The 26,808-nt window shown below is 52.8% G+C and carries 25 protein-coding genes; 3 read left to right on the top strand and 22 right to left on the bottom strand.

The features are described from left to right. Nucleotides 1-58: 58 nt before the first annotated feature. The gene (locus tag RBT11_09770) at nucleotides 59-271 is read right to left on the bottom strand and encodes a hypothetical protein (GenBank protein MDX9787054.1); all 213 of its coding nucleotides are present in this window, start codon (nucleotides 269-271) and stop codon (nucleotides 59-61) included. A gap of 358 nt (nucleotides 272-629) precedes the next feature. On the opposite strand from RBT11_09770, the gene RBT11_09775 reads away from it, so the two are divergent. Beyond that, on the top strand, nucleotides 630-1,472 hold the full coding sequence (locus RBT11_09775; protein ID MDX9787055.1) for a hypothetical protein: 843 nt from the start codon (nucleotides 630-632) through the stop codon (nucleotides 1,470-1,472). 98 nt (nucleotides 1,473-1,570) lie between these two features. Further along, nucleotides 1,571-2,752: a bifunctional chorismate mutase/prephenate dehydrogenase gene (gene tyrA / locus RBT11_09780; GenBank protein ID MDX9787056.1), complete on the top strand. Its 1,182-nt coding sequence runs from the start codon at nucleotides 1,571-1,573 to the stop codon at nucleotides 2,750-2,752. A gap of 70 nt (nucleotides 2,753-2,822) precedes the next feature. Here tyrA and RBT11_09785 read toward each other — a convergent pair whose 3' ends face one another. From RBT11_09785 to speD, 3 genes are read right to left on the bottom strand one after another with little or no spacing between them, the layout of a single operon-like run. Next, nucleotides 2,823-4,016 (bottom strand): type III PLP-dependent enzyme, encoded by a 1,194-nt coding sequence (locus tag RBT11_09785; protein MDX9787057.1) that lies wholly within the window; start codon nucleotides 4,014-4,016, stop codon nucleotides 2,823-2,825. Further along, nucleotides 4,016-4,876 carry a polyamine aminopropyltransferase gene (gene speE, locus RBT11_09790; protein ID MDX9787058.1) on the bottom strand — a complete coding sequence of 287 codons (861 nt, stop codon included), beginning with the start codon at nucleotides 4,874-4,876 and terminating at the stop codon, nucleotides 4,016-4,018. The genes RBT11_09785 and speE overlap by 1 nt, the downstream gene beginning before the upstream one ends. Next, nucleotides 4,857-5,360 carry an adenosylmethionine decarboxylase gene (gene speD / locus RBT11_09795; protein ID MDX9787059.1) on the bottom strand — a complete coding sequence of 168 codons (504 nt, stop codon included), beginning with the start codon at nucleotides 5,358-5,360 and terminating at the stop codon, nucleotides 4,857-4,859. Before speD ends, speE begins: the two co-directional genes overlap by 20 nt. Before the next feature lie 498 nt (nucleotides 5,361-5,858). Between speD and RBT11_09800 the strand changes: the two genes are divergently transcribed. Continuing rightward, complete coding sequence (locus RBT11_09800; protein ID MDX9787060.1) at nucleotides 5,859-6,839, top strand: hypothetical protein; 981 nt, start codon at nucleotides 5,859-5,861, stop codon at nucleotides 6,837-6,839. Between the two features lie 97 nt (nucleotides 6,840-6,936). Here RBT11_09800 and RBT11_09805 read toward each other — a convergent pair whose 3' ends face one another. The 18 genes from RBT11_09805 to RBT11_09890 form a co-directional block, all read right to left on the bottom strand. Continuing rightward, nucleotides 6,937-9,288: an O-antigen ligase family protein gene (locus RBT11_09805; GenBank protein MDX9787061.1), complete on the bottom strand. Its 2,352-nt coding sequence runs from the start codon at nucleotides 9,286-9,288 to the stop codon at nucleotides 6,937-6,939. Nucleotides 9,289-9,342: 54 nt separating this feature from the next. After that, on the bottom strand, nucleotides 9,343-10,035 hold the full coding sequence (locus RBT11_09810; GenBank protein MDX9787062.1) for a CpsB/CapC family capsule biosynthesis tyrosine phosphatase: 693 nt from the start codon (nucleotides 10,033-10,035) through the stop codon (nucleotides 9,343-9,345). A 25-nt stretch (nucleotides 10,036-10,060) separates the two neighbouring features. Continuing rightward, nucleotides 10,061-12,253 carry a polysaccharide biosynthesis tyrosine autokinase gene (locus RBT11_09815; protein ID MDX9787063.1) on the bottom strand — a complete coding sequence of 731 codons (2,193 nt, stop codon included), beginning with the start codon at nucleotides 12,251-12,253 and terminating at the stop codon, nucleotides 10,061-10,063. Between the two features lie 32 nt (nucleotides 12,254-12,285). Next, nucleotides 12,286-13,077, bottom strand: a complete 792-nt coding sequence (locus tag RBT11_09820; protein ID MDX9787064.1) for an SLBB domain-containing protein — start codon at nucleotides 13,075-13,077, stop codon at nucleotides 12,286-12,288. 14 nt (nucleotides 13,078-13,091) lie between these two features. Next, nucleotides 13,092-14,384 carry an outer membrane beta-barrel protein gene (locus RBT11_09825; protein MDX9787065.1) on the bottom strand — a complete coding sequence of 431 codons (1,293 nt, stop codon included), beginning with the start codon at nucleotides 14,382-14,384 and terminating at the stop codon, nucleotides 13,092-13,094. A gap of 15 nt (nucleotides 14,385-14,399) precedes the next feature. Continuing rightward, nucleotides 14,400-14,720 (bottom strand): hypothetical protein, encoded by a 321-nt coding sequence (locus RBT11_09830; protein ID MDX9787066.1) that lies wholly within the window; start codon nucleotides 14,718-14,720, stop codon nucleotides 14,400-14,402. A gap of 54 nt (nucleotides 14,721-14,774) precedes the next feature. Further along, on the bottom strand, nucleotides 14,775-16,595 hold the full coding sequence (locus RBT11_09835; protein ID MDX9787067.1) for an ABC transporter ATP-binding protein: 1,821 nt from the start codon (nucleotides 16,593-16,595) through the stop codon (nucleotides 14,775-14,777). After that, on the bottom strand, nucleotides 16,588-17,379 hold the full coding sequence (locus tag RBT11_09840; GenBank protein ID MDX9787068.1) for a PEP-CTERM sorting domain-containing protein: 792 nt from the start codon (nucleotides 17,377-17,379) through the stop codon (nucleotides 16,588-16,590). Before RBT11_09840 ends, RBT11_09835 begins: the two co-directional genes overlap by 8 nt. Before the next feature lie 66 nt (nucleotides 17,380-17,445). Beyond that, on the bottom strand, nucleotides 17,446-17,610 hold the full coding sequence (locus RBT11_09845) for a hypothetical protein (protein MDX9787069.1): 165 nt from the start codon (nucleotides 17,608-17,610) through the stop codon (nucleotides 17,446-17,448). 89 nt (nucleotides 17,611-17,699) lie between these two features. Continuing rightward, nucleotides 17,700-18,821 carry a radical SAM protein gene (locus RBT11_09850; GenBank protein MDX9787070.1) on the bottom strand — a complete coding sequence of 374 codons (1,122 nt, stop codon included), beginning with the start codon at nucleotides 18,819-18,821 and terminating at the stop codon, nucleotides 17,700-17,702. Nucleotides 18,822-18,873: 52 nt separating this feature from the next. Then, nucleotides 18,874-19,347, bottom strand: coding sequence for a S24/S26 family peptidase (locus RBT11_09855; protein ID MDX9787071.1), 474 nt, complete (start codon nucleotides 19,345-19,347; stop codon nucleotides 18,874-18,876). Next, the gene (locus RBT11_09860; GenBank protein MDX9787072.1) at nucleotides 19,344-19,634 is read right to left on the bottom strand and encodes a PqqD family protein; all 291 of its coding nucleotides are present in this window, start codon (nucleotides 19,632-19,634) and stop codon (nucleotides 19,344-19,346) included. Before RBT11_09860 ends, RBT11_09855 begins: the two co-directional genes overlap by 4 nt. Nucleotides 19,635-19,664: 30 nt before the next feature. Further along, a complete protein-coding gene (locus RBT11_09865; GenBank protein MDX9787073.1) occupies nucleotides 19,665-20,558 on the bottom strand; it encodes a hypothetical protein in 894 nt (297 codons plus the stop codon). A 96-nt stretch (nucleotides 20,559-20,654) separates the two neighbouring features. Then, complete coding sequence (locus RBT11_09870) at nucleotides 20,655-21,140, bottom strand: response regulator (protein ID MDX9787074.1); 486 nt, start codon at nucleotides 21,138-21,140, stop codon at nucleotides 20,655-20,657. A gap of 38 nt (nucleotides 21,141-21,178) precedes the next feature. Continuing rightward, complete coding sequence (locus tag RBT11_09875; GenBank protein ID MDX9787075.1) at nucleotides 21,179-22,417, bottom strand: nucleotidyltransferase family protein; 1,239 nt, start codon at nucleotides 22,415-22,417, stop codon at nucleotides 21,179-21,181. Then, nucleotides 22,410-24,350, bottom strand: coding sequence for a nucleoside-diphosphate sugar epimerase/dehydratase (locus tag RBT11_09880; protein MDX9787076.1), 1,941 nt, complete (start codon nucleotides 24,348-24,350; stop codon nucleotides 22,410-22,412). Before RBT11_09880 ends, RBT11_09875 begins: the two co-directional genes overlap by 8 nt. 449 nt (nucleotides 24,351-24,799) lie before the next feature. Then, a complete protein-coding gene (locus RBT11_09885) occupies nucleotides 24,800-26,068 on the bottom strand; it encodes an aminotransferase class I/II-fold pyridoxal phosphate-dependent enzyme (GenBank protein MDX9787077.1) in 1,269 nt (422 codons plus the stop codon). A 37-nt stretch (nucleotides 26,069-26,105) separates the two neighbouring features. Continuing rightward, a complete protein-coding gene (locus RBT11_09890; GenBank protein ID MDX9787078.1) occupies nucleotides 26,106-26,807 on the bottom strand; it encodes a YdcF family protein in 702 nt (233 codons plus the stop codon). Between the last annotated feature and the right edge of the window lies 1 nt (nucleotide 26,808).

A 26,808-nucleotide genomic window follows, 5' to 3' on the forward strand; every position in this document is an offset into this window, starting at 1 on the left:
ACCCCGGCTTTGCACCTATAATCGGTGAAACTGCAAAGGTGCATAATCGTTACTTCTATCACACAATGCCCAGCAATCGAAGGATAACCGGCAACAGCAAGGCAATAATGATCATAATGCCCGGAACCGTCAGATAGGGCCGATACCAGGGCGCGCCGGCCACGCGCGCTTTTTTCAATTCCGACAAAAACCAGTTCCCGATAAAAATCGCGGCAACCAAAACCGCTATCATCTTCAAAAGCCCCGCTATCCCCTGCATCATTCTCTCCACCAAGATCCCCGGAATCTATTTGACCCCCGGGTATTTTCGAGTATTTATTAAAATTTTCAGAGTGATAATACAATCGCATGAAAAAATCAAACCCTCCGGATAGAAACCGTGCTTAAGGAATCAAAATTTACTAAGGAGATCGCGCAAAAGATCGGTATAGTGGGCACCCCTGCAGGGGCAAGAGTTCCAGGTTGCATGTGGAACTGCCCGGAGTTCGGAAAAGGTTGACTTGAATTTCCCAAAGTGAGATTTCATTAAAGGTGACGCCAATAAGTTGAAACCGAATGGTATGAACACGAAAACGCCGAAAGGCGCGGCCGGTTGACGAAACCGGAATATCAAGGATGCAACCATTAACGTGATACCGCTTGAACCCTTCATTAAAGATCCGGGCCGGTTAAAATCGCATATTTGTGATCGGCTGCAGGTCGCCTGCCTGCGGCACAAACTGCGCGAAACATATGCCGACACATCGATTCCTTCCTTTGCGATTCTCTTCCTGTTGGAAATGCATCGTTTGCCGGGCCGGGCACACGCAGAACCTTGTCTGGTGTTAAACGAACGCTCCGAGTTGGTTCGTCAAGCCGGAGATCTGTGTTTTCCGGGCGGCGGCATCATGGAACGGCTCGACCCGATTTTGGCGGGATTGCTTAAACTGCCCGGAATGCCGCTATCCCGCTGGCCGCACTGGTCTTATTGGCAACGCCGGTATCCGGACACCGCGCGCCGAATGGCGCTGTTTCTGGCCACCGGTCTCAGGGAAAGCTTTGAGGAAATGCGACTGAACCCGCTGGGAATCGATTTTCTCGGCCCCATGCCCTCGGAGAAGTTGATCCTGTTTCATCGGGTCATTTTCCCAACGGTCGGATGGCTCGGCCGGCTGCAACGCCTCAAGCTGAATCCGGAGGTGGCGCAAATCATTTATCTGCCGTTAAGGGATTTTTTCAACCCGAATCATTACGCCCGGCTTCATTTTCGGTACGACCAGCGTACGATGGGAAACACGTTAGCACCCCTTCCGGCGGAGCATCCGTGTTTTATTCCCCCAATCGATAACGGCACCGCACCGTTGTATGGCGCCACATTTCGCATTGTTCTGACCTTTCTGGCCGTGGTCTTCGGGTTTGAGCCCCCGGCACTCGAATCCCTGCCGATGATTCCCGGCAATCTGGGAAAAAACTATATGCCACGCAAGCCTTGAAAATTGGCCACCCCCTGGCCCTTGTCAGCATAAGGCTAAAAATGATAAGGGGATTCCAGATTTTCAAAAAAACCCTAACTGGCGATTAATTTCATCTTATGGAAAAAATACCATCGGGAAATAGCGCGATCTGCACCCCCTCGGAAATTCCCGAAGCGGCCGCCGAAAGCCTGAGCGCCCTGCGGAATAATATCGATGCCATCGATCGGCAAATCGTTTCACTTCTGGCGCAACGCCAGCAGGAAGTCAATGCGGTGGTAGCCCTGAAAAAAACCCACAACCTTCCGGTTTACCACCCCGCCCGGGAAGAAAATCTGATTTCCGACCGGCGTGCCAGAGGCATTCAGGCAGGGCTCAATCCGGATTATCTTGAAGAGCTTTTCCGTTGTATCATTCACCAGTCCCGTGTGGAACAAACCGCCAAAATCGCTGAAAAGGGAACCCGGCCCGGCGCAACGGTCCTTATCGTGGGGGGAAGCGGCGGCATGGGAAGATATTTCACCCGATATTTCAGAGAGGCCGGCTATTCAGTCAGAAGCATGCGAAGCACGGATTGGCCGAACATAGAAGCCCTTTGCGATCGAATCGATCTGGCCATCATCAGCGTCCCGATCGACGTCACGGTTTCGGTGATTGAAAAAATTGCCCCCTATCTGCCGCCCGATTGCATTCTTACGGATCTGACCAGCATCAAGGGGCCGCCCATGACGGCCATGCTCGCGGCTCACACCGGGCCGGTGGTGGGGTTGCATCCGCTATTCGGCCCGACCACTTCCATTATGGACAAACAGATCGTGGCCGTAACCCCCGGCAGGGGAATGGCGGCCTGCCAATGGCTGATCGATCAGTTTATCCTCTGGGGGGCCATCCTCGTGCAGACCACCCCCCGGGAGCATGATGACATCATGGCCATTGTTCAAGCGTTGCGCCATTTTGCCACCTTTACCTTCGGCAAGTTTTTATGGCAGCGCCGCCTGAATCTCGCAAGATCGCTTGAATTTTCAAGTCCCATCTACCGGCTGGAACTCGGCATGGTGGGAAGACTCTTTGCTCAGGACGCCGCCCTTTACGCCGAAATCATCTTCGCTTCCAGGGAGCGGATCGAGCTGCTAAAGGCCTACGTCGCCTCCATGATGGATAACATCGAAATGCTTGAAAAGGGCGGCAAGGAGACCTTTAACAAGGAATTCGCCAAAATTGCCGAATGGTTCGGCCCCTTCAGCGAACAGGCCATGCGGGAGAGCACCTTTTTGATCGATAAGCTGATCGAGCGATTTTAATTCCGTACGGCATCTTTCAATGGAATCAAAGCCATCTGCGGGGTGCCCGTGGCAGGGAAGATGAAGCCGGTTATCCGATATAGGCAATGTTTCCGGCATCATTCTTTTTTTCGTTCAGAATGACGATATCGACTTTTTCAAGGGAATTAAAGGTGGTGGCGCTGGCGATCGTGTAGGCGCCCATCATGTGCGCGACCACAAGATCCCCCAGCTCAAGCTCGGGAAGCAGAATATCTTCGGCGATCACATCCACACTGTCGCACGTCGGACCGGCCAGCACGCTGGGATATTGCGCGTTTTCTTTTCGAAGCACCGTGATGGGGTACTGCGCCTTATCAAAAATGCGCCCGCTAAAGGAGCCGTAAACGCCGTCATCAAGGTAATACCACCAGCGCCCTTCTCGATAGGCCTTTCCCACAACGCTGGTTACCGCCGTCACCGAAGGCGCGGCCAGATACCGGCCCGGTTCGGCGATGACCCGAAGATGCTCGGGCAGGGTGCCAAGCGCCGCGCGAATCGGTGCGCAAAATTCGCCGATGTCCGCGGTGTCCGCCTCATAGGCCGCCGGGAAACCGCCGCCGATGTTGAGGACGCTCATCGTCACCCCCATGGCCTCGGCCCGCGCGATCAACTCTTTGCAGGATTCAATCGCGGCGACATGGGCATCCGGCGTCCGGGATTGAGACCCCACATGAAAGCACAGCCCTTTGATGTGAATCCCCATGTTTCTGGCCTGATTGATCAGATGCAAAGCTTCGGCGGGTGCGCAACCGAACTTTTTGGAAAGATCGACGACCGCATCCTTGCCCCTGAAACTCACCCGCAGCAAAATCCCGACCCGATGGCGATACACTTGAAATTTTTCAAGCTCCAAGGGGTTATCCACGACAAAGGTGGTGCACCCGAACCGAAGGGCCTTTCGAATATCCGCATCCCGTTTGATCGGATGCGTAAAAACAGTGCGCCGAGGGTCTAAATGCAGGCTTTGAAGGAGCCGAATTTCCCCGAACGAGGCCACGTCGAAAAAAGCCCCCTCTTGATGCAGCGTGGCCACAACGGACGCATGCGGCAGGGCTTTGATCGCATAGTACAACTGCACGCCCGGCAGCACATCGGATAATGCTCTGAATTTACGACGTAACGTCTCACAATCAAGCACGAGCAGGGGAGTGCCGTGACTTTCCGAAACCCTGCGACAGGTCTCGGCTTCCACAATCAGTTGATCATGCCACGACAGCTCGTCTTTAACGATTGAGGGCATCATTATTTCGGGGCAGCTCCTATGGCGGCTTTGACATATTGAGGCAACGCAAACGCCGCCTGATGAATTTCCGGGTTATAGTATCGCGTCTCTATGCCGGAGGCTGCATACCGCTCTTGAAGGGTCTGAAGCGGTACCCGGCGCAACTGCGGATCATCCGATGCCCAGGCAAAGGCCATGATTCCCCCCACGTAAGTGGGAACCGCGGCAGAGAAAAACCCCCAGTCCTTAAACACCTTGGACAGGTTTCTATCGGTGTTGACCACTTCATCCAATTGCATGAAGGGCACCCCGTTCTGGGTGACCAGAACGCCGCCCGGAGCCAAAAGGCGCCGGCAGCCGGCATAATAATTTTCTTTAAACAGAACCTCTCCCGGCCCGATGGGGTCGGTGGAGTCGGTAATGATGACGTCAAACTGTTCCGTGTTTTCCTTGACAAACACGATTCCGTCCTGAATCACAATTCGGGTGCGCGGATCATCAAAAGCGCCCTGGTGATGATTCGGCATGTGCTCACGGCAAATCTCCACCAGTTCCCCGTCAATTTCCACGAGGGTGACATGCGCCACATCCTTGTGCCGCAGCACTTCCCGCAGCATGCCGCCGTCGCCGCCGCCGATAATGAGCACTCTTTTCGCATGGCCGTGCGCGAAAATCGGCACATGGGTCAGCATCTCATGATAGATGAACTCATCCCGCTCCGTGCTTTGAACAATCCCGTCCAGGATCATCACCCGGCCGAACTTGGCATTATGGAATATTACCAGATGTTGATGCTCGGTCTGAAGTTCGTAATAGACCTTGTCCACGGAAAACAGTTGTCCATAGGCATCATACAGCGTTTCAACAAACGGCTTCATCATGTTCAACTGCTCCTCTGAGGTGCTCATGAACCGTGACGCGTTCGGGATTCAAATTGCGCGTAATAATTTCCAAGGCTTTTCTCGGTTCCGATTCGCCGCACATGAAAATGTCAAAGGCCGCAAACTGACGCTCCGGCCAGGTATGAACGCTGATATGGGATTCCGCTAACACCGCCACGCCCGATATACCGCCTTCAGGCGTAAAATGGTGCAGATGGATATGAAGCAACGTCGCTCCGGCGGCCTCAACCGCCTTACGGAAAGTTTCTTCCATCACATCCAGATTATCTAAATGTTGCGCTCCCCACAGATCAATGATCAGATGAGATCCGGCACATTCGAGTCCATCACGTTTAATAAAGTGATCTTTTGGCTCTTTTTGACTCTCGGGTTGGCAGTATGCGGGCCATTTGGAAATTGATCTATTGGCACCGACCGAATCAATCGGCACCCTCTCCCGGGTAGCGACGTTGGTATGCATCATTGGCATCACTCCTTATAAAACAGCACCCTTCTTTTTTAAGCGCCGTTTTTGGAGCGGCGCTGATTTAGGAAAACATAAATCCTCGTTGGTTAGTTTTTGGTTGGGGCGGATTCTACCCATTTATGAATGAATTTCAAGAAAAATTTTCATAATCCGTCTTTTTTTTTAATTCCCGTCAAGCCAGCCCCCTAGGCCGCCCTGAAGACGGTCTTTTTTTTATTGGAGTCTGCCGGCCGAAGGGGCGTGCCGCAACATCAACCCCTCCCTGTCGGAAACCTCCGCCCCCAAGCGTTTTGTCGATGCAATACTGATTGACTGAGAAATACTTTTAATCTAAAAACAAGTAGTTATGATTGACAATGGTTGCATAGGGGCACCTGCTCGGAATCAGGTAATTTAACAAAAGAACGGGGACGCCGTTACGGGCAAAAAGACGCCGGTTCCGGATGGGCATAACTTCAAGAGGATACGGGAAGCATAAACGGTTAGGAGGTTTGAATGGATACGGAATTTCATTTCCATATGACGGGCATTATCGCGTATGCGGCCGGTTTTACGCAAAAAGAGGCCCGAACCATCGCTTACGCTTGCGAGTACACCGACGAGAACGATGAAACCTTTCGGGTCAAGGACCGCCGGACCGAAGAAATCTACGAAAATTATATTTCTCAGACCATGAACATTCTAAAGCCAAGGCGGCATCTGATGCGCATCTATCCGGTGTTTCACTTCATTCCCGGAGACTATGACGCCGAGACAGCCCGAAGAAAAGACGGAAAAATGCACTTACTCGTTACGACACCCGACAATGAGATAGCCAATGACCTGATCGATGCGGCACTGAAAGTTCAGGATGAAACCCGCCTGCATCGCATCGGCATTGCAACCCACGCCTACGCGGACACCTGGGCGCATCAAAATTTTGTGGGCTGGTACGATTATTTCAACAATATCGGCCTCGATATAAAGCCCGATATCGGCCATGCCGACGCAGAGCATCACCCCGATTGGCCGAGCCACCGGTGGGAGGATAACCGGCTGGTCGAAGGTGAAATCAACAACACCGCCCGCTTTCTTGAAGCTGCGGAGAAGATCTATAAAAAGTACCGCCAGTCGGATCCGTTGAAAAGCCGGAAACCCAAGATGAATTGGGAAACGCTGTGTGAAAAACTCGCAAATGCCATGGGTACCCTCTTTTCCGGCGCCATGAATTGGTATCGCGAGAATCGCATGCGTCAATACCTCGCATTGGCTCCCTGGCTTGAAAAATTCGACGAAACCAAGTGGTTTGACAACGCCATCGAGAAAAATGTGATCGCACGGATTCATAGCGGACTTTGTCACTGGCGCGAGGATGTTGAAATAGAAAAGACGGATTGGTTTTTATTTCAGGATGCAGTCAAAGCGCACCAAGCCCTTGCCATGGATCGGCTCAACCCCATTTTCGGGAAAATGGGGGTTGATCTTCATGATCATTGAAACCGGCTCTCTGGTTCAGGAACAAAAAAACCCCCAAAGCATTTGCCGCTATCGGCAGCGAGTGCTTTGGGGGGGTTCAAGTGTTCCGTGTCAAAAGTTAGCTGTTAAGATTTAATAGACTTTCCATCCGTCTTTTTGCCTCTTTATTGTCCGGTTCCAGAAAAAGAGCATGGGTGTATTCCTCTTTTGCGCGAAAGGTAATCTGAAGCGTTTCATATAACGAAGCGGTTTCCAGCCGCACCCGAACATCCTTTGGCAAATGATGAATCGCTGCAAGCATCACCCCAAGGGCTTTATCATATTGCTTTCGTTTCCGGTAGTAACCGCACACCTGGTGGAACCAGCCGGCGGTGATCACCGGCTCATTATTTATTTGATCAAGCGCTGTTGCGAAGGCCCGCGCCGCCAGATCTTCCATCCCCTCAGTTGCCAGAAACGCCGCATAGATCAAATGCGGCGCCACCCTGTCCGGCAACACCCGCGGGATGTCCGTTAGCGCCAGCTTGTTTTCCAACATAAGCGCCATACAGGATTTCGTTTGAGAGGGGGCGATCGAGATGGCCTTTTTGATCATTAAAAAGCCTTCTTCCTTACGCTGCCGGTTGATTAGCCACACGCCGTATTCCTTGTATCCATCTGAATCGGTCGGGCCATAATGAATGGCGGCCCGAAACAGCTTATCGGCCGTTTCCCCGTCCGATCCCCGCGCGGCATGAAAGAGCGCCAGCTCGCGCAGAAAAAGAGCGTTTGAGGGCGCCAGCCGGATGGCCTTATGATAAAACGGCAACGCCGTCTCTGGATTGTCATCATGAAGCATAATCGTATTGGCCTTTAAAAGCGGATACATTGCATGCAAGCGATCAAAAATGGCCGCCTTGTCCAGATTGGCATGAATCAGCGCCAGTTGCTCCGAAGTAACTTCTTTGTTGAATAAAATCTTCCAGAGCGGTGCAGAAAACCGTTCCCCCGTGTGCGTCCCGAGATTAAAAGTCACCGCACTCAACAGGATCAAAAACACAGGAATGGCGATATGCTTCCAGGGGTCATTATTGACCGCTTTAAGCAATGTGGCCTTTTGTGTGCTGCGAAGCCGCGTATTAGCCGCTGAAACCAGAATGCCAAGCATGAGAAAAAAATAAAGCCCGTTAGCACCGAGATGCAGATTAAAATCCGTTAGGCTGTGAATCAGGATTGAAAAAAGGCCCGCTGCGCATCCGACAAAAATATAAACTGAAAACGGCTCCCGACGCTTTTTAATTGTTCGAAATGATTGCAGAAAAACGATCCCCAGAAACCAGGATGCCAATACAACGGCAATAAGGCCTCCATCCGTAGCCAGTTCGATGTAATCGTTATGCGCGTGGGAGAATGTCATGCCGCCTGGAAAGCTTCGGTACGCCGGAAAGATCGCCCCAAAGGAACCAAAACCGGCTCCGGAAATCGGAAAATCCGTCATTATTCGAATTGAATCCTGCCATATCAACAACCGGCTGTCAGCGATATCACCGTCTATATTCCGAATTTTCTGAAACCGATCGAAAATCGGATCCCACCCGAACCAGCCGACGGAAAAGAGAACAACGATAAACAAGACACAAAGGCTAATTCCGGCTTTCTTGTTTTTGCCTCTGATCAGCAGCAGCACACCCAATAAACTAAGGCCCAAGCATAGGCCCGAAATGCCCCCTCTGGAAAGGGACACAAAAACCGAGGCGGCCATCAAAATACAGCCATACCCGATAAGCACGTATGTGTGGCTCCGGGGTTGGCTGAAAAATTCAACGATTCGCTCCCGAAGGCTCGTATAGCACACCACTGGCCTCATGAGCAGAAACAAGCTGACAGCAATCGGTATCAGCATTTCCATCAGGCCGGCATAATGGTTTCGGTTAACATACGTTCCAAAACCGGATGTGCGCGGAACCGATCGGAACCAGAACATCGTCTCGGGAGCGGTAATATGCTGTACGATGGCAACCAAAGCAAAGACCGCTCCGAATCCAACCAGTATATAAACGGTCCGCTTCAGCAGCGTCTGATCCGTCAAGAGTTGAACGGTCGATATATATAACGCCGTATAGGCGGCAAATAGGAAAAATTCCGAAAGGGTGGCTTTTTGATTCACCGTAAGCGGCAGCCAGGCCTTCGGATCAAATATACCGACCGTATCGGCATAGATTCGATGGGTTGACGGCGATACCAGCTTTATGAGCACAGCGGGCAGCGGCACCAACTGTAACAAAATATACCCCAGGAAAAGCATCAGCGGCAAAAAGCCCGGAACTTCGACCCATTGCGTTTCCTCATCCTTTCGCTGCACCCATAATAGGGCAAGAATCAGCAGCGCCGCCCCCTCCATGACGGCAAGCGCCCAAGATTCCACCGCACCGAAGGCCAGGGGGGCAAATATGAGAAGAAAGATGAAGAGGCGGTATATCAGTTTTTTCATCAGGCGGCACCGGGGTGGCCGGAAGTGTTCAATATGAATAAGCGTTAAGATCTTCTACCGGCCGGCAATGACGGCGGCGGGGTTGGTCGTGACGAGTTGGGCCGCTTTGGCCTTGCCCAGGATTTTTCCCGCTATCCTGACCGCATCGGAGAGCACCGGCTGACGATAGGTGGCGCTATGGGCATCGGTTGCCAGAAAATCGACAACCCCCTTTTTTAGAAGAAAACGGGCACAGGCGGCAATATCGGCGCCAAAATGCCCGGTCAGGCTATCGGCCGTAATCTGAACCTTCACATCGGACGATAACAGATTCAATAATGTTTCGGGCCTGCGTATCACACTCGAATTGCGTTCCGGATGGGTTATGATCGGCCGGTACCCGTGAACCGAAAGATTGAACAAAGTTTCCCGCGCGCTTGCCGGCAGATGGGAGTGGGGAAATTCAATCAGGATATACCGCGTACTGTTGATTGTCCGATGGCGCAGATCCGCCGGATTCAAATGCGAGGGAACATCGGCGCCGCGAAGCACGCGGATGGGAATGCCCTCGCTTTTCAACCGCTCATTCAAGGCGGCAAGCGCGCTCTCAATCGCTGATACGGACGGCGTTTTCTCTTGCACATGCGGCGTGGCGACAATGGTTTCGATCCCGTCCGTTGCTGCAATTTTCGCCATCTCGACAGACGCTTCAATAGAACTTGGCCCGTCATCGATTCCGGGCAAAATATGGCAATGAATATCAATCACCGCTCATGGCTGCAACGGCCGCCTCTCACCGGCCATCCTCCGACGAATAATGATACGAATAATCATTATAGTAATAATATCCGCTTTTCTTCAGGTCAGCCGCATTGATGACGACGCCGAGGACTTTTGTTTCAATTTCTTCCATAGATTTTAAAACTTTATAGGCTGACTCATAGGTGGTTTTACCTGATCTCATCACCAAAATCGTGCCGGCCGCCAGCTTACTGATTACGAGGCCGTCGGCCACGGACAGCAAGGGCGGCGAATCGATGATGATCAAATCAAATTTTTCGCTGAGATAGGCCAATAAGACTTTAAACCTTTCGGACCCCAGCAATTCGGAGGGGTTCGGCGGAATCGGGCCCGAGGGAATCACAAAAAAATTATCCGCCGGGCCTTTTTGAATGATGTCCTTATCGCTGACACCCGTAAGAAATGTGCTGAGGCCCTTGGTGTTTTCCAACTCGAAAATCTTATGAATGCTCGGTCTGCGAAGATCGGCATCGATTAACAGCACGCGTTTTTCCATCTGGCTCATGGCCACCGACAAATTGACCGCGATCGTGGTCTTGCCGTCCTGGGGTGCTGTGCTCGTGATCAGTATCTGCTTGGGCATCGCATCGTGAGAGGAGAGTTGCACCGCCGTTCGAATGGATTTAAACGCTTCGGCAAAAGCGGAGGCACTATCCGTAATCATCATTTTTTCCGGAATTTTTTCCTTTTCCTTCAGCAAAGATACCAGCCCCAAGGCCGGCACACCGAAGACATCCTGCACATCTTCGGGCAGCTTGATGGTGTTATCGAGGTACTCGAGAAACAAGGCCAGGCCGACCCCACCGATCAAGCCCAGGAAAATCCCGAGCAACAAGTTCCGCTTGATATTCGGCGAGGAGGGAAACTCCGGCGTTTTCGCCTCTTCCACGACCCAGACATTGACCGTCTGAATCTGCTCGGTCACGCTTTGCTCTTTTATTTTGGCCATAAGCGCATTGTATAAATTGCGGTTGGTTTCCACTTCACGCTGAAGCATTCCGTACTGAATAAATCGCTCATTGAGATTGACGGTCTGGGCCTTTGTATCCGCAAGAAGCCGTTTGAAATCCTCTTCCGCCGATTTTACCAATTCCAGCTCGTTTGCCACCTTTTTGATAATATGGGTGATTTCCCGCTCCCGTTTTTGCCGGAACACCGCCAGCTCCTTTTGGGCGTTTTTCATAATGGGATGTTTCGGCCCGCACTTCTTGGACAGCTCCACTATTTTCTGTTCCGTCTTTAGAATCTGCTGGTTCAAGGACTGAAGCGTGAGATTATCCGCGATGATGGAAATGGTTTCCGCCTCGTCCATTTGGTTGGATATCACCGACACCTTGGCATAGAGCGCTTCAATTTCTCTTCTTTTGCTCTGGGCCTGCGTCAGGTTCTGGCTCAGTTCGGTCAATTTCTGGGGCAAAATGGCAAGCCGATCCTCAATGGTGATAATATCCGAGGCCCGAATATAATCCTGAAGCGCTTTTTCCGATGCAGCCATTTTTTTGCGCTCTTCATCGGCCTTCCGGGTCATCCAGCCGATACTGTACCCAGAGGATTGCATGCGCATATCCAGAATTTGCTCGATGTAGGCTTTGGCGACCGTGTTGGTAATCAGCGAGGCCAGAACCGGATTGGGAGAGGTAAAGTTGATGCTGAGAATTTTACTGTCCCGAACCGGAGAAACAACGATGTTGCCGCTGATCATCGCCGCGATTTCGTCCGTTTTAGATCGCCCGGTTTTCGGAACAGACCCCTCCGCAAAGGATGCCTCTGACGCCGTTACGCCGAAAAGGGACTTGATCGTCTTTACCAGTGAATCGATCCAGGTCTTGACACTGTCGACAACCGGTAGCCTTTTGGCATGTTGCCGGCTGAAAGAATCGTAAGATTTTTCCAGATCCAGCAACCGCACCACCTTCTCCGCCACCGAGGTGCTTTTGATGATATGCGATTGCGTTTCCAGAAATTCCGGATCAAAGGGCGTATACGCATAGTTGGTTATAATCTGGGTGGGCTCGCTTTTTTCTATCAACACCGTTGCGGAAGCTTTGTAGAGCGGTGTGTCGGAGTAGGTTTTGATCAGCACCGCCGTAAAAACGATGATAAAAACCGCCAGAATCGTATTTTTTCGCTTTAAGACAACTCTCAGATAATCGCGAAGATGGGCCTCTTTTTCAGTTTCAATCATATTCGTTTCCAAAAATTAAGAAGTGTTACGCGTCAAAAAAAACTCTCCGGAACCACGAGCACATCATCCTGATAAACCATACGATCCATTTTCACATTCTCGAGAATCGTTTCCGTACCGTCTTTTTTTCGAATGATTTTTACCCGCGTTGCGGCGGCTTTGTCCGTGAATCCACCAGCCAGGGTAATGGCTTTAATCACAGTGGTTTCATTTTCGCATTTGTATAAGCCCGGCTTTTTCACCTCACCGTTCACGTACACCATCTGCGCCTTCTGAATGTAGATATTATCCCCCGCCTCGATGGGAATATTCAGGGCCGTATCGCCATGCTGCACCAGCCGCTTCAGATCGACTTTGATGATCTGTTCTTTTTCATCACCGCTCTGTTTTCGCTTAATCACCGCCATATCGCCCGCATCGGCCGTCAGCCCGCCGGCGGTTGAAATCAGCTCCAGAAAAGTAATATGTTGACGGATTTCATACAATCCGGGCTTTGAAACCTGCCCGAGAATGGTTGCTTTTCTACTGCTGAAGTCCTCCATGAAAACACCGATTTGAGGCTCAATGAGATACCCATCCGCATAAAGCCGCGTGAGTTTTTCCGATACCTGCGTCACCGTCAACCCGCTGACCGGCACCTTTCCCAAAAACGCAACCATAATGGTGCCATCTCCGTCTACACGCACGGTCTGCGCGAGGTCGGCATGATCATAGACGGTGATCTTCATCACATCGCCCTCTCCGACAACATATTGTTGCGCGTTCATGGGCAATGCGATACACCATACCACCATAAAAAACGTGACAAATACGACCTTCTTCATTTTGTTTCCTTTTGTTACAACGAACAGCTGATCTTGAAAAGAAACTCGTTGACGCTATACTCATAATCCTCAAAACTTGAATCGCGTTCGGCGTGCGTATATTCAACCCCTGCGGTTATCCATTTTCGGAAAGCATAGTTGACCGCGGCCACGATATCATAAATCTCATCTTCCCGGTCACCCGCCACATTTTCCCCCATACGGTTGCTGTTATAACTGTCCCGGGTATAGGCCAATTCGAAACTCGCCTTGATTTTTTTTCTGATTCTCTGACTATAAGTCACGCTCAGGTTGTCCGTGACCGTGTAATCAGCGGTTTCGATATTGCTTTCGTTTGTGCGCCGGTAAGCACTGATGGTCATTCCCGTATAGGCGGTAAACGCGTAATCGATCTTCGCTTGAAAAATGCCGATATTTTCTTGCTCCGAAGCGTCTATATCATAGTTTTTCAAGCCCCATCCGGCCTTGATCATGCCGGTTGACTTTCCGGTCATTCGCCACCGCAGCCCGCCGAAAAAATGATGCTCATCGCCATCCCAGACATTCTCGGAATCATAGACGATGTCGACGTATTCATACTCCCCGAACAGGGCGGTTTTTGAAAATAACTGAAAAAAAAGCGCGGCTGAGGCCGAAGCGTCATTCCGGTCGCGAAAGTCATTTCGGCCGGCCAGATAGTCCACATAAAAACGCGAATAATCCGCTTCCACCGACAGTTTCGACGAGATCGGATACGCGCCGAACACGCTGAAAAGATTACTGCTGTATTTATCCAGCGCCAGCGTCGCGGAGGTGACTCCCGCCCCCCGCTCATCGTTGGTATAATGGTACTGATCTTTCACCCCGAGCGTGAGCCCGCCGCTGAAATTATAGGCCACCGATCCTTCAGCCAGGTGCCGCTGCGTGTTTTCCCCCGAGTGATCCGCATACACCTCAAATTCCGGGCTGTAAAACAAATGCGCCCGAAGCCGCCGAAAGGACTCGGACCCGGCGCCGCGAATGACAACCCCACCGGGCGTAATACTAGCCGTGGCCGTTTCCGGAAGCCGTTCTTTTCCCCCCGGCAGCACAAACCAAACCCCGGGCGTAATCCGCGTGATAGTATCCGACGCGTTATCCCGATCCGAATAATAAATATTATCCGAATAAAGTTCCGCCACAGATAGAAATCCATGGCAATACCCGCCGGCCCGCTCAAATACAGCGCCGCTGATGGTGCCGCCTGAGTTCGTTTCGGCGGCGTAAGCGTTAACCAAATTGGAAAAGAGCAGTGCTAACGTAATCGCAATGATAGGTAATGGGTTCATTAAAATAGAATCACCTTATTGACATGAGCAGCTATTAGACCAGCCACCGCATTGGGGTTTGCGCGGTTTATATACCGAGCCGTCGCAGCAGTCAGCTTGAAATGTGTCACAACCGCTCAAATTCCATTTTTCCTTTTCCAACACACTGTTGGATGCGTACAACCTATCATCCGTTGACATACCATATGATCCCGTATCTTCTACCGCTTGATCCACTTCTCCGGTAGACATGATTTCTTCCTCATGTGCGGCTTGCCGATTGTCCGCGGCATGGGTGGGTAAAGAAACTAACAACATGAAGAAGGAAACCAAAATCGCACACGTTTGTTTTTTCATGTTCAACTCTCCTTTTAATAGCGTTAAAATATTTGCGACAGGAAGCTTTTCTACTTAAGGCCGGATATTTTTCCCAACCATTTCGGCGTACACGCCATCAATCGCCGTCAACTCGTCATGCGTCCCAATGTGCAATATCCTTCCTTGATCCAGGACCAGAATTTTATCCGCCATGCGAATAGTCGATAACCGGTGGCTGATGAGGACGGCGCTATTGCCGTTCAAAAGTGAGCGAAAGCGTGTAAGTACTTCGTATTCTGTTTGAACATCCAGCGCGCTGGTCGGCTCATCCAGAACAAGAATGGGTGCATTGCGGTAAAACGCACGCGCCAGGGCCACCTTTTGCCACTGGCCGACGCTGAGTTCTTCCCCGTTTTCAAACCATTTTCCCAACATGGTGTCATACCCGGCAGGAAGCCCGGAGATGACATGGTGGGCACCTGCGGCACGGGCAGCCTTTTCTATGGCGAGGCCCTCCTTGGGTAACGCGATATTCCCGAAGCAAATGTTTTCCGAAGCGGGTAGCTGGTACTTCATAAAATCCTGAAACGTGACACTGATAAGATTCCGGAAAGCATTCGGATCAAAAGAGCGGATATCGATGCCGTCCACTGTAATGGCACCTCGGCACGGATCATATAGGCGGCACAATAATTTTACCAGCGTGGTTTTACCTGATCCGTTTTCACCGACCAAGGCCACGACTTCACCCGGAGAAAGCGTAAAGGAGACCTCCGTTAATACATCCTTGCCAGCACCCGGGTAGCGAAAGCCGACCTGATCAAAGACCACTCCGGTTTGTATGACTGCGGGCACCGGCAGCGGCACCGCCGGCGCGGCGACCTGCGGTTGATAGTCTATAAAGTCATAAAAATTGGATAGAAAAAGATTGTTTTCATACAGATCGGCAAGGCCCCCCAGTAACTCCCTGAAATGCCCCATGCCGCGCTGAAACGCCTGAAAATACATGATCATACCACCGATCGTGACGGCCCCCAGACTCACCCGCCAGGAGAGATAGCCCAAGGTGGCAAAAACAGCCAGAATACTTCCCGTCTGCGCTAAAAATTCCGCAGCAGCGCGTTTTTTATGCAGCGCCACAAATTGCTCTCGAAGTATTTTTCGCAACGCATTGAACCGCGCCATGAGGTATGCCCCAAGGCCGAAAAGTCGAACCTCCTTGGCATGGGCATCGCCCGTCAACATCCAGTTATAGTAGCGGGATTTTCTTTCGGTTCCGGTTTGCGCCTCGCGCCACCGGTACGTCAATTGGGAATATTTGATGCGTAGAAATACACCCGGCAAGGCGGCCGCTATCAAAACCAGCGGCACCCCCCAATGAAGGGAGAACAACAAGGCGGCAACGGCAAGTACGGATACACTGCTCTGCCCCATCGATAAGAGGGTGTTGACAATCCGTGTCGGCCGAAAGGGGCCTTCTTCCTGCGCGCGATGAAGCGTGTCCAGATACCGCGGGTTTTCATAAAACCCGAGATCCACTGAAACGGATTTGGCGTGAAGCAGGTGATACATGTAATCCGTTACGGCCTGAGCCTGCCCTTCCTTTACCATATCACCCAGGAACCGGCAGGCCGCCTCTATTAAGGCCACCGCACCGGCCGCACAAACCAGCACGGCGATTTCCTTTCCGGCCCCGCTTTCCGGACGGGATAGGGTGCCTGCCACCGCATCCACCAGCAGCTTCATCACATAGAGCGCCGCCAGCGGTAACACCCCCTGAATCACCACCAACACGAGGCTCGCGCCGCCCCATCCGGGGCCGGCGGCCCAGGCGAGACGCACCGCGCGATCCACCCTTAAAATATGCTTCAGCTTTCGGGCAAGATCAAAAGGCAAGATGGAAACGTCAGCCAATCACGGAATGCTTTTTTTTGCGCCGAATACAAAGGCCCATCGACACGATGCCCGTACCGATCAGAAAAACCGCCGACGGTTCGGGCACAGGCGCCAGAAAAACATCTCCCGCACTGTAAGGCGTAAATCCAACAGCAAAGCTGCTTCCCATTGCGATCGCATTATCTGAAAAGATATACTGAATTTCTATAGTATTCGTATTTCCCGATATGATCAGATCTTTATCCGGAAGAATCGCTGATGCAAGAAGACCCGCTGTTGGCACCAGCGATGATCCCACGCCTTCAAGCCCGTTGGGATGATCATCGCGAAATAATAAACCCCCGGCATGACTTAACGATGAGGGCGTGGTGTAAGCATAATTCGCCGGGGAAAGGGAATACCCCACTGTCTCAAAGTCATCGAAGTCGGCCTCTGAAGAGGAGGCAGAGTTAAACTCAGCACCGGGCAAATATCCGCGAACATAATAGTCCCAATCATTCAACGTGGCCCCTGTTCCATTACTGTTAATAAACAAGGAGTTAAAATCGCCTTGATACCAAAGGCCGATTCCCTGCTCCGCTAAAAATTTGATGCTAATCTGTTTCAAATACCCGTTTTCAATTATAATACCAGCGCCTAAAATTTCCGGGTTGCCATATGCGTCTTGAGCGTTCAAGGCGGTTTCACTACCCGGCCATTCACGATAGTTGTCACCCATTGTAAACGTGACCGCCAATGCCGGTGCGCAAAAGAACAGAGCGATCAATGCGCTACACAATGTCGTTTTAGTCAACCGAGCCATCGCCATTTCTCCTGATAATCCGGCAACGCCGGATGGGTTCAATGTTCATCTGAAAAAGGATAAAAATCAGCTCACGCCAATGCCGTCACAACGGCCGTTAAGCGCACTGCACGCTTTGTAAGGGCAGCTGCCCTGCGCCGCTTTGCAAACCGCCAACACATTTTCTTCCAGATTTCCTTTGACCAACACCAACAATTCCGGTTTGGCCCATTTTTTCTTTTTACTGTTCATTCTCGCTCCTTTCACCGGTAACACTATCTTTGTTAAGTCAGGCAAATTACCCGCCAAATCACTGTCCTCTGCCGAATAAAACAAAAAAACTACCCCCTCTTCCCGCCGTTCGATACGTCGATAACCGCCCACCGCGCCTTGGCCACATCGCAAAAATAATCCACCGGCAAATCCAATTCCCCGGTTTCCAGAAAAGCATGTGCCGGACACCAGTGACACAGGTTGATAAGGCTGCATTTTCGGCAAGTCTCCAAATAGGCCGTTTGCTGCGACTGCATGGCCCGAATGCGCGGCACCACGTGCGTCAGCGCCTCGGTCAGGCTGCCGCTTTTCAGATCATACTGGCAATCCGGGTGACATAACGCTGCACACAGTCGAAATCGGCCGTCCGCACTCACGGTACATTCTCCGATTCCTGCGCCGCAAATAAAAAGCGCCGAATCCGTGCGCGCCGACACCCACGGCAGCATGAGCTGCTCACACCCTTTTTTTAACGCTATCTTGCGCGCGGCGTCCCCCTGCTCCAGATCGGTTATCTGGGCCGGTGTCAATCGCTCCGCCCTGATTTCCTTGTTGCGTAACGGGTTTCGGTCATACCGAAGATGCAGCAACGGATCGAATCGAAAGGGGTTGCTGCTTTTTATTCTGCAAAAGGCCGCGATATTCGCCATTTCTTTTAAATTCGATTGCATGGCCATGGCTTTTAACGTTACCGGAAGCGCGTTTTTCGCCATCAACCCGAGCCCACGGCTAAATGCCGCAAAAGCGCCCTTTCGCCGGGTCACCCGCTCATAGGTTTCCCGCGTCACGCCGTACACCGAAATTTCTACAGCCCTGGGCGGATAGGCTTTAAACAACCGCACATGCTCTTCCGTGATCAACGTGGCATTGGTGAACACCGACACCAAAAGCCCTTTTTTCTTCAGGGCCAGGTATATCTCCGCAAAATCTTCCCGCAGCAACGGCTCTCCGCCGGTAATCAAGACCCACAGAACCCCCAGGGAAACCGCCTCATCCGCGATGGTTTCAATCTCCTTACAACTTAACTCGGAAGCTTTTGCCGCCCGGTCTTCTTCCGGAAGATTAATGTAACAATGCCGGCAGTCATGATTGCACCGCGCCGTAATCTCTAAATTCATCGCGATCATCGGGGCATGGCCGTCCGGCCGGGCTTGCCACAGCGGGAAATCTTTTAATGGTATTTGGGGCATTAAAAAAGGTCTCAAGTGTTGCGTTTTAAGGCGAATGCGGCTGTGTTATTTCTTAAGGATGAAAGAAGACAGACAAGCGGCCAGGCAGCAGTCCGAGGCGGGAGAACCATGCCGCAAGCAGATCCTTTATTTTCGTCCGGTTATAACAATTGGAGCCGCCGCGCCTCACTTGACTGACACGGCCTAAAACAGCGCTGACGGGAACCGATTCGTCCGCCAGTTTACTGTTATCCCCTTTGGTTTGAACCCGGGTTCCCCGTTTTCGAATGACCCGGTGAACGATCAGTTTTCCCGAAACCGGGTGAAGAACAGCGGCAATGTCTCCCACGTGAAGGCCTGTGCCGGCCGTTACGGCAGACAAGGTGATGACATCGCCGTCACGAATAAAGGGATGCATGCTGGTACCCCTGGCTTTAAACCGAAAATATCCGCCTTTTGCCATCACGGCCGACAAAAGCTCACCCAATCCCGAATCCGAAGTGAAGGGGTTTTTCCCGGGAAGCGTTTCTTGCCGGAATGGGCTCACACAAGAATTCTCCGCCGCAACAGGTCAGCAATGAGATCCCGGATATCCGTTTCGATTTCAGATACCGGCGCGTCATACTGCTGGGACAGGCGCGCCACGACATCTTTGATGCACATCGTGCCGTCCAACAGCGCCCAGACATCTTTTCCCGTCTCATTTAATGAATAAAGGTCATCGTCTGATTCACCCACACCGGCCGAAACCGGCACAATGAGAATCTCGCCTTCGATTTTCCGCACCACCACATGTTCAGAAGGCCGATACGCCGCATTCATATTCACATCCATCCCATCCACCCTCGTTCTAAGTAAAAAAAGTCAACAGGTAACACTTAAAACCGCTTCGACTATCTCTCCACTTGTATCAAAATAAAGCTCATAACACGGCACCTCATTCGCAATCACTTCCACCAAATCAAGCGTTTTTTTCCACCAATCCGCCGTAATAAAGGGCCGGATCAGGCAGGACAGCAGTTTTTGGATGATTTTCCAACGGTTCTTCATCAGCTCCAGGTGATTTTGGCTCGCCTGGTTCAGAAAAAAAATGGCTTTTAACGGCACATCACCGGAAGAAACATCGGGAATATCCCCGTGGCTCCAGGACCCATGGACGCTGAACCCCTTGGGCCAACGTCGAATGATATTTCGGTCATCGCATAACACCTCTGACTGACCGGAAAACAGTTGCGTGATGGTTGATTTCCCGGCGCCGGATTTGCCTACGAATAAATACCCCTGCCGATCTTGCACAATACCGGCCGAATGAACAAAACAAGCTTTCCGGTCCGCCAGAATCCGGGCCAGAAGAATCTGGTCCGTGGGAAACAGCGTCAGAGATTCCAGATCGCCGGTGCGGAACTGATATTCGCCCACCTCATCATTGTAAAAATCGGAACGGGTGTGATCCAGAGAAAAGACCGCCATGCGCTGCCGGTCCGCGTCGTCATCCGCGCTCTGGGGAATCCACGCATAGGTATACGCATCAGCGCTCCGGGAAATCACCCAAGGCGGTTTTCGATAAAGTTCCCTGCTCTGCGGCCTCGACGACAGCAACGGCAACTCAAAATGATGGTGGAGATAGATGGTGTCTTCACCCCGGCCGTCGGTTTCAAACGCTTTAAACTTCGGGTGAAACGTCGAGGGGGTAATGGGCAGATCCGAATCCACCCGAATCGTAATGCCGGCAATTTTGTAAAAGACGCAGTTCGTCAATTTGATTCCTTATCCGGCGAAACCGGAAGCCGGGCGGCTGGGAAGCCGGGCTGCTTGGCGGCCAACAACCTTCTGCAGCGGCCCCCTATCGCCTATTCACCAAAGCCTGACGGCCCAGAATCCCAGAAGGAGCCACAGGGGCAACGAGGCTGCCAGAATGAGCGCATATTTCCGATAGTTGTGGAGTTTTGCGGACAAGGCGTAGTGCCCGGTCCCTCTTCGAAGGAGAAGCGCGATGTCATTCATGTTGAGCGGTTTTGTGATAACATCGTAAGCGCCTTTGTGAAGTGCCTGAACAGCGTCGTCGATGGTGCCTTGGCTTGCGACCATAATGAAAACAACCCGTTTGTCCCGCCGTTTCAATGCATCCAGCAGCGCAATGCCGTCGATATCCGGCAGTTTCAGCTCGGAGAGCACCAGATGAAACCGACCCGGGCCGAAAACAGCCAAGGCCTCCTTGCCGGAACAAACCGCCGTCGCAGGGTAGCCGAGGCGGGACAGATGCGCTACGAGCTTCTCCGCGGCATCCCTGTCATCATCCACGACCAGAATCCGGGTGTTGTAATGGTTGCTTTTTTCCAATCGACAGATCCTTACCGTTGTTCTATCGGCAAGGATACCTAAGATGCAAGATCCTGTCCACTGTCTTTTACCACCCGGCCGGGACACGGCCTCCCGCCATTTTCTTCAACCAGCCAATTTTTTATTGCCGAATTGCGCCGCTCCGCCCGGAAGACCGCCTGCATTCTGCTTTCCCGGGTCACCATTCGCCATGTGGCGTCCAGGTATCTGAGCATATGGGCTTTAAACCGTATGAAATAAAACAGATAATTTCGAAAAGAGCCGTACGGCGCCGGGTATTTCTGAGAAACAAAGGCCGGGGAAGGCGCCAGCACGGCCCGAAGGTTTTTGAGTTTATCCGGTAAGGATTCCGAGGTCCAGATGCCCCAGAAAAAGGGCGAAAGCGCCGGCGCCTGCGTTTCAGGCGTGTCCTCGAAGATATTGACCAGCACCCGCTCAAAGACCTGCCTGTCGCTTTTTCCGGAAAGCGATGCTCCGAACATCGCATCCGGAATCTCAACCTTCAGCAGGGTTCTTGCCATCGCCAACGTCAGTCCCAGCGCTTTTCCCATCCGCCACTGCGCCGCCCGCGACGCAACGCGATCCCAGTCGATGTCGTTTCCGTAGCGGAAAACAATTTCCCTGATATCGCAAAAGGTTCTGATCCCGATCCGGCGGAACTGATGATGTGAGCCCAGATGCATGCACAGATGCAGCAGCAGGTCCTCCGGAGACAGCACCCGGACGCTTTGCCCGGCAATCCGCGCAGATTGCGTTCGTTCCCAGACACCCGCCATGTCAATCGGGTAATCCGTGTCGAGATACCAGTGAAGATCGATACTCAGCACACCCTTTGTCGGGTAGAGACCGGCCCGCATCAGGCACTGTTGCGCCTTTTTAAGATGTTTCTCCCGAACCATGAGATCGACATCCGAGAGGATCCTGGCACCGACATTCTCGTATACGAGCTCGCCCAAGTGCGCCCCCTTCAGGACCACGACCGGGATTTCCCCGGCGGTCAGCACGCCCAGGCATTGGGACAGCGCATGATAGAACCGGACATTCGCCGCGAGATTCCGGAAATACAGTTGCTGCATTCGACCGAAAAGCGCCGGCCGCAGCGCCGCCTGCGCACCGGTTCGCGTTATCCCCAGATAAAGCTGCGGCAACACCAGATGGCAAACGGCCTGCGCGATGATATCGTCCCAGTCTCGGGCGCTCAGCGCCTTCAGCCGGGCTGCGTCTCCACCTTCCGTCAGACAGAGGCAATCGAGAAGCAGCCGATCCGTTTCACGCACGATACGCGACCTTGTGCTCCCCTGTGAGGGGGATAACATTCGATGGCAGCGCCGGATCGAGGATATCGAACTGGGGCGTATATTCGGGCACGATTTCGTTCAGCTTCCGCTTAATCCCGTCGGCATCGCGCCTCTCCGCCAGCAGCACCAGTGCTTCCAGGTGCCGCTTGAGTTCGGGAAGGGGCAGGCAGTCATCGGCCTTTAACACCATGATATCGGCATGGCCCGTTTTCTGAATGTCTTCTCCTTCGGTGATGAGCTCTTCATAGAGCTTTTCGCCCGGCCGCAGTCCGGTGTATACGACGTTGATATCCTTGTCCGGCGTAAAGCCCGACAAGGTGATAAGGTCCCGTGCCATGCTGTCGATCAGGACCGGCGTGCCCATCTTAAGAACGAAGATTTCACGCCCCTTGCCGATGGCACCGGCCTGAAGGATCAGACTGCATGCCTCGGGGATGGTCATGAAATACCGGGTCACCTCCGGATGGGTCACGGTCACCGGTCCGCCGCGCTCGATCTGGCGCTTGAACAGCGGCAGCACGCTCCCGGCGCTGCCGAGGACATTGCCGAACCGGACCGCCATGAACCGGCACCGGCTATCGACGGCATAGCACTCGGTCAATAGTTCGATCATCCGCTTTGTGGCGCCCATGACGTTCGTGGGCCGGACCGCCTTGTCGGTGGAGACGATCACGCAACGCTCCACCCCCGTGGACCGGCAAAGACCGATAATGGTATGCGTGCCGACCACGTTGTTAAAAACCGCTTCCCAGGGGTGCGACTCCATCATCGGCACATGCTTGTAGGCGGCCGCATGAAACACGGTCTGAGGCCGGTGTTCCTGAAACACCTGGGTCATGATGCCCTTGTTCTGAATCGCGCCCAACACGGCCTTCACCGCCAGTTCCGGATGATCGGCCTTCAGCTTCAGGTCGATGTCATACAGCCCGGATTCATTGCGCTCCACGACGACAAGGCTTTCCGGATGAAAACGGGCGATCTGGCGGCACAGCTCGGAGCCGATGGAGCCGGCCCCGCCGGTCACCAGCACCCTTTTCCCGGTGATGTACCCGCAGATCTGTTCGTTCTCGATGCACACCTGGGGGCGCCCGAGCAGGTCTTCATACCGGATATCGCGAATGGCGCTTACCACGATCTTTCCCGCCACCAGTTCCCCGATGCCGGGCAGGGTCTTGAACGGAATACCGGTGCTTTTGCAGAAGCCGACAATGCGGCGGATTTGCGCGGCCGTGGCCGACGGCACCGCGATAATGATCTCTTCAATGCCGTAGTCTGTTGCGATGGTGTTGAGATCCTGCATCGCACCGAGAACAGGCACCCGGTGAAGGGTGTTTTTCAACTTGTCGGGATTGTCGTCGATAAACCCGATGACATTATAATTCAGCTTCGGATTCTCGATAAGCTCGCGCAACAGTTTTTCACCGGCGCTTCCGGCGCCGATGATGAGGAGCCGTTTCAGCGCGTGAAAGTCCTTGTTGAAACACCGGAAAAGCGCGTGGTTGAAGTGGGCGGTGAAGAAAAAGCGGATAGTGACCCTGAACCCGCTGATGAACAAAAACGTCAGGACAAAATCGATAAAGAAAACGGACCGGGAAAACCCCCGGAAATGATAGATGCCGAAGATCACCAGCCCAATCGTCACCGAAGACACGACGCAGGCCTTCACGATGCTGATGAGATCGTGAACGCTGGTATACCGCCACATCCCCTTGTACAATTCAAAAATGAAAAAAAACCCGATTTTGACGGGAACAATCCAAAGCAGCGTCAACCGGAATTTTTCTTGAACGGCGGCGGGAAAAGCCCCTTCAAACCGAAACAGGTGGGCAAGATAGTATGCGGCGGAAACAAGGAGCGCATCCACCAGAAGCATGATAAAGAAATTCCGGTCGTTTTTTATCCTTAAAAACATAATACCGCCTGTGCGTATAGGTGTCCGCCGCTCACGCCGCTTCCGGGGCGCTTTTCCGTCAAAAACGCCTAACTCCGTCTGGTCGGCCACAGACGGACACGGCAGTCAACGGGTTGCGTTAAAATGTCTCCACGGCGAATGTAGAAGGAGGGGTTCATTTTATCTTACCTGTGGAAATTACGCGGGTTATACTGAACCGTCAAGGAGGAAAAAAAGGGGGTATGAAAGGGGTAAAACCACTACCCACTTATGGCTGTTTTAAGACATGAAAGGTAGAAAAGATACCTCTTCTGGGGGCCATCGGCCGGAAGGGCCTTCTCCTGGGAACCGGCAACATGTCATGAGGACTTTTTTCAGGGGCAACCGGGAAACCCGTGATCAATGCGGGCGATAAAAAAGGCGAATGCGACCCCATTGATAATGAGTCGACACTTTTTCATAGACCAAGACTATTCCGACCCCGTTCCCCGCACAATCCGAACCACCCTGTCCAAATCCGCCTCCGTCATCGCCGTCCCCGACGGCAGACAAAGCCCCCGCTCAAACAAATCCTCCGAAACGCACCCCCCCACTACCCGGCAAGGATATCTTTTCCCCTTCCGACAATCCGCGCCAATCTGCGAAATCCGCGTAATCTGCGAAATCTGCGGATCAAATACCGGCTGCAAATGCATCGGCTTCCACACCGGCCGCGACTCGATATTCTCCGCCTCCAGCGCCAGCCGCACCGCCTCCCGGTCCGCCCCGAACCACTCCGGCGAAATCAGAATCACCGTCAACCACCGATTGCACCGCCCATGGGCCGCCTCCGGCATCACCTCAATCCCCGGCACACCTTCCAGCGCGTTTCGGTAATAATCAAAAATCTCCCGCCTCCGCGCGACGCGCGCCCCCAGCACCCGAAGCTGCCCCCGGCCGATCGCCGCCACGACATTGCTCATCCGGTAATTATACCCGATTTCCGTATGCTCATAATGGGGAAACGGATCCCGGGCCTGCTGCGACCAGAACCGCGCCTTATCAATCAGCGCCGCATCATCCGATGCCAGCATTCCCCCACCGGAAGTCGTGATAATCTTATTGCCGTTAAACGAATAAACGGACGCCCGCGCCCCTTTCCCGGCATGCACTGAATTTTTTCTCTCTCGCTCACTTACCCGCGGGAGATAGCTTGCCCCCATCGCTTCGGCCGAATCGCACACCACCGGCACCCCATATCCGTCGCAAACCGCCGTGATACGCGCCAGGTCACAACATTGTCCGTACAAATCCGTCGGCACCACCGCCTTCGGCAATTTCCCTTCCGCCGCGCACCGCGCCAGTTCCCTTTCCAGAATCTTCGGGTCCATGTTCCAGCTTTCCCGGTCGCAATCGATAAAAACCGGGGTGGCGCCCAAAAAAGAGACCGGGCTGACGCTGCCGATAAAGGTGAGCGTCGAGGCGAACACCTCATCCCCCGGGCCGACCCCGAGAAACCGGAGCCCAAGATGCATGGCCGCCGTGCCGCTCGTCAGCGCGACGGCATGCCGAAAGCCCGTACCCGCACAGAACTCTTTTTCAAACGCATCCACATGAGGCCCCACCGGCGCGATATAGTTGCTGTCAAAAGCGTCCTGGACAAAACTGATTTCCATGCCGCTCATATGCGGGGGGGAAAGAAAAATGCGACCCATCGGTCGCGGCGACAGGTTGTTTGCTTTGTTAACGGCATCGGTCATAAAAGTTTTCTTTCTTATTACCCACGAAGTCTTGCTGTTACGCTTCGAAAGCGTCCGAATCAGTCCCGATCACTTTTGCCGGCACGCCGCCATCCACATCAAACAAAAGCAAAGACCGCAAAATCCCAACCACCGGATGCGCTTTTGCATTCCGCGCAGGCAGCTCTCCTCGAAATAAGTAAACGACCCCTTCCGCCATGCTCCCCCAAAATTCCACCATTTCATTATAAACCCTTTTCACCTGCTTGACGGACCATGTGCTGATATTTCCGGCATAGAGATTCGAGCCGGTGTCACAGGAAATGATGGTCACGCCCGCCCCGATCATCAGCAAGCGCAGCAACCCATAGGATCGGGGCATATGGTAGGCATCCGTCACGAGAACAATCTTCTTCAGCCCGTGGTCGCGAATCAGCCGGCGGGTCAACAGGGCGTTTTGAAAGGTCGTTTCCGCCCGGTCTTCGACCAAGTGTCGCCAGTCACCGCACCGGGAATATTGTTTATCGTATTTTTTTCTTACCTTCTCTGTGGCGGGGGAGATAATCAGATACGGCGCGATGCCGTCATTTGCCAGTTGATACCCCAATTTGTTGCGTTCCGCAGCCCCATGAAACACCACCACCGCATTCGCTGCTTCGACCGTCCGCTTGGCCGTCAACACCGCATAAAAATAAACTGCCTCACTCAGCAGAACCAACCCTACCGTTACGAAAAGCCAAATCGATACGCGTTTGACCACA

Source organism: Desulfobacterales bacterium (genome assembly GCA_034003325.1).
In the GTDB taxonomy this organism is placed as follows: Bacteria; Desulfobacterota; Desulfobacteria; order Desulfobacterales; family JAFDDL01; genus JAVEYW01.

What these genes read in the sequence shown, in the direction of transcription:
- tyrA (MDX9787056.1), top strand. Translation starts at nt 1,571, where the DNA reads ATGGAAAAAATACCATCGGGAAATAGCGCGATCTGCACCCCCTCGGAA.
- RBT11_09785 (MDX9787057.1), bottom strand. Translation starts at nt 4,016, where the DNA reads ATGATGCCCTCAATCGTTAAAGACGAGCTGTCGTGGCATGATCAACTG.
- speE (MDX9787058.1), bottom strand. Translation starts at nt 4,876, where the DNA reads ATGATGAAGCCGTTTGTTGAAACGCTGTATGATGCCTATGGACAACTG.
- speD (MDX9787059.1), bottom strand. Translation starts at nt 5,360, where the DNA reads ATGATGCATACCAACGTCGCTACCCGGGAGAGGGTGCCGATTGATTCG.
- RBT11_09800 (MDX9787060.1), top strand. Translation starts at nt 5,859, where the DNA reads ATGGATACGGAATTTCATTTCCATATGACGGGCATTATCGCGTATGCG.
- RBT11_09805 (MDX9787061.1), bottom strand. Translation starts at nt 9,288, where the DNA reads ATGAAAAAACTGATATACCGCCTCTTCATCTTTCTTCTCATATTTGCC.
- RBT11_09815 (MDX9787063.1), bottom strand. Translation starts at nt 12,253, where the DNA reads ATGATTGAAACTGAAAAAGAGGCCCATCTTCGCGATTATCTGAGAGTT.
- RBT11_09820 (MDX9787064.1), bottom strand. Translation starts at nt 13,077, where the DNA reads ATGAAGAAGGTCGTATTTGTCACGTTTTTTATGGTGGTATGGTGTATC.
- RBT11_09825 (MDX9787065.1), bottom strand. Translation starts at nt 14,384, where the DNA reads ATGAACCCATTACCTATCATTGCGATTACGTTAGCACTGCTCTTTTCC.
- RBT11_09830 (MDX9787066.1), bottom strand. Translation starts at nt 14,720, where the DNA reads ATGAAAAAACAAACGTGTGCGATTTTGGTTTCCTTCTTCATGTTGTTA.
- RBT11_09840 (MDX9787068.1), bottom strand. Translation starts at nt 17,379, where the DNA reads ATGGCTCGGTTGACTAAAACGACATTGTGTAGCGCATTGATCGCTCTG.
- RBT11_09845 (MDX9787069.1), bottom strand. Translation starts at nt 17,610, where the DNA reads ATGAACAGTAAAAAGAAAAAATGGGCCAAACCGGAATTGTTGGTGTTG.
- RBT11_09850 (MDX9787070.1), bottom strand. Translation starts at nt 18,821, where the DNA reads ATGCCCCAAATACCATTAAAAGATTTCCCGCTGTGGCAAGCCCGGCCG.
- RBT11_09860 (MDX9787072.1), bottom strand. Translation starts at nt 19,634, where the DNA reads ATGGATGTGAATATGAATGCGGCGTATCGGCCTTCTGAACATGTGGTG.
- RBT11_09880 (MDX9787076.1), bottom strand. Translation starts at nt 24,350, where the DNA reads ATGTTTTTAAGGATAAAAAACGACCGGAATTTCTTTATCATGCTTCTG.
- RBT11_09885 (MDX9787077.1), bottom strand. Translation starts at nt 26,068, where the DNA reads ATGACCGATGCCGTTAACAAAGCAAACAACCTGTCGCCGCGACCGATG.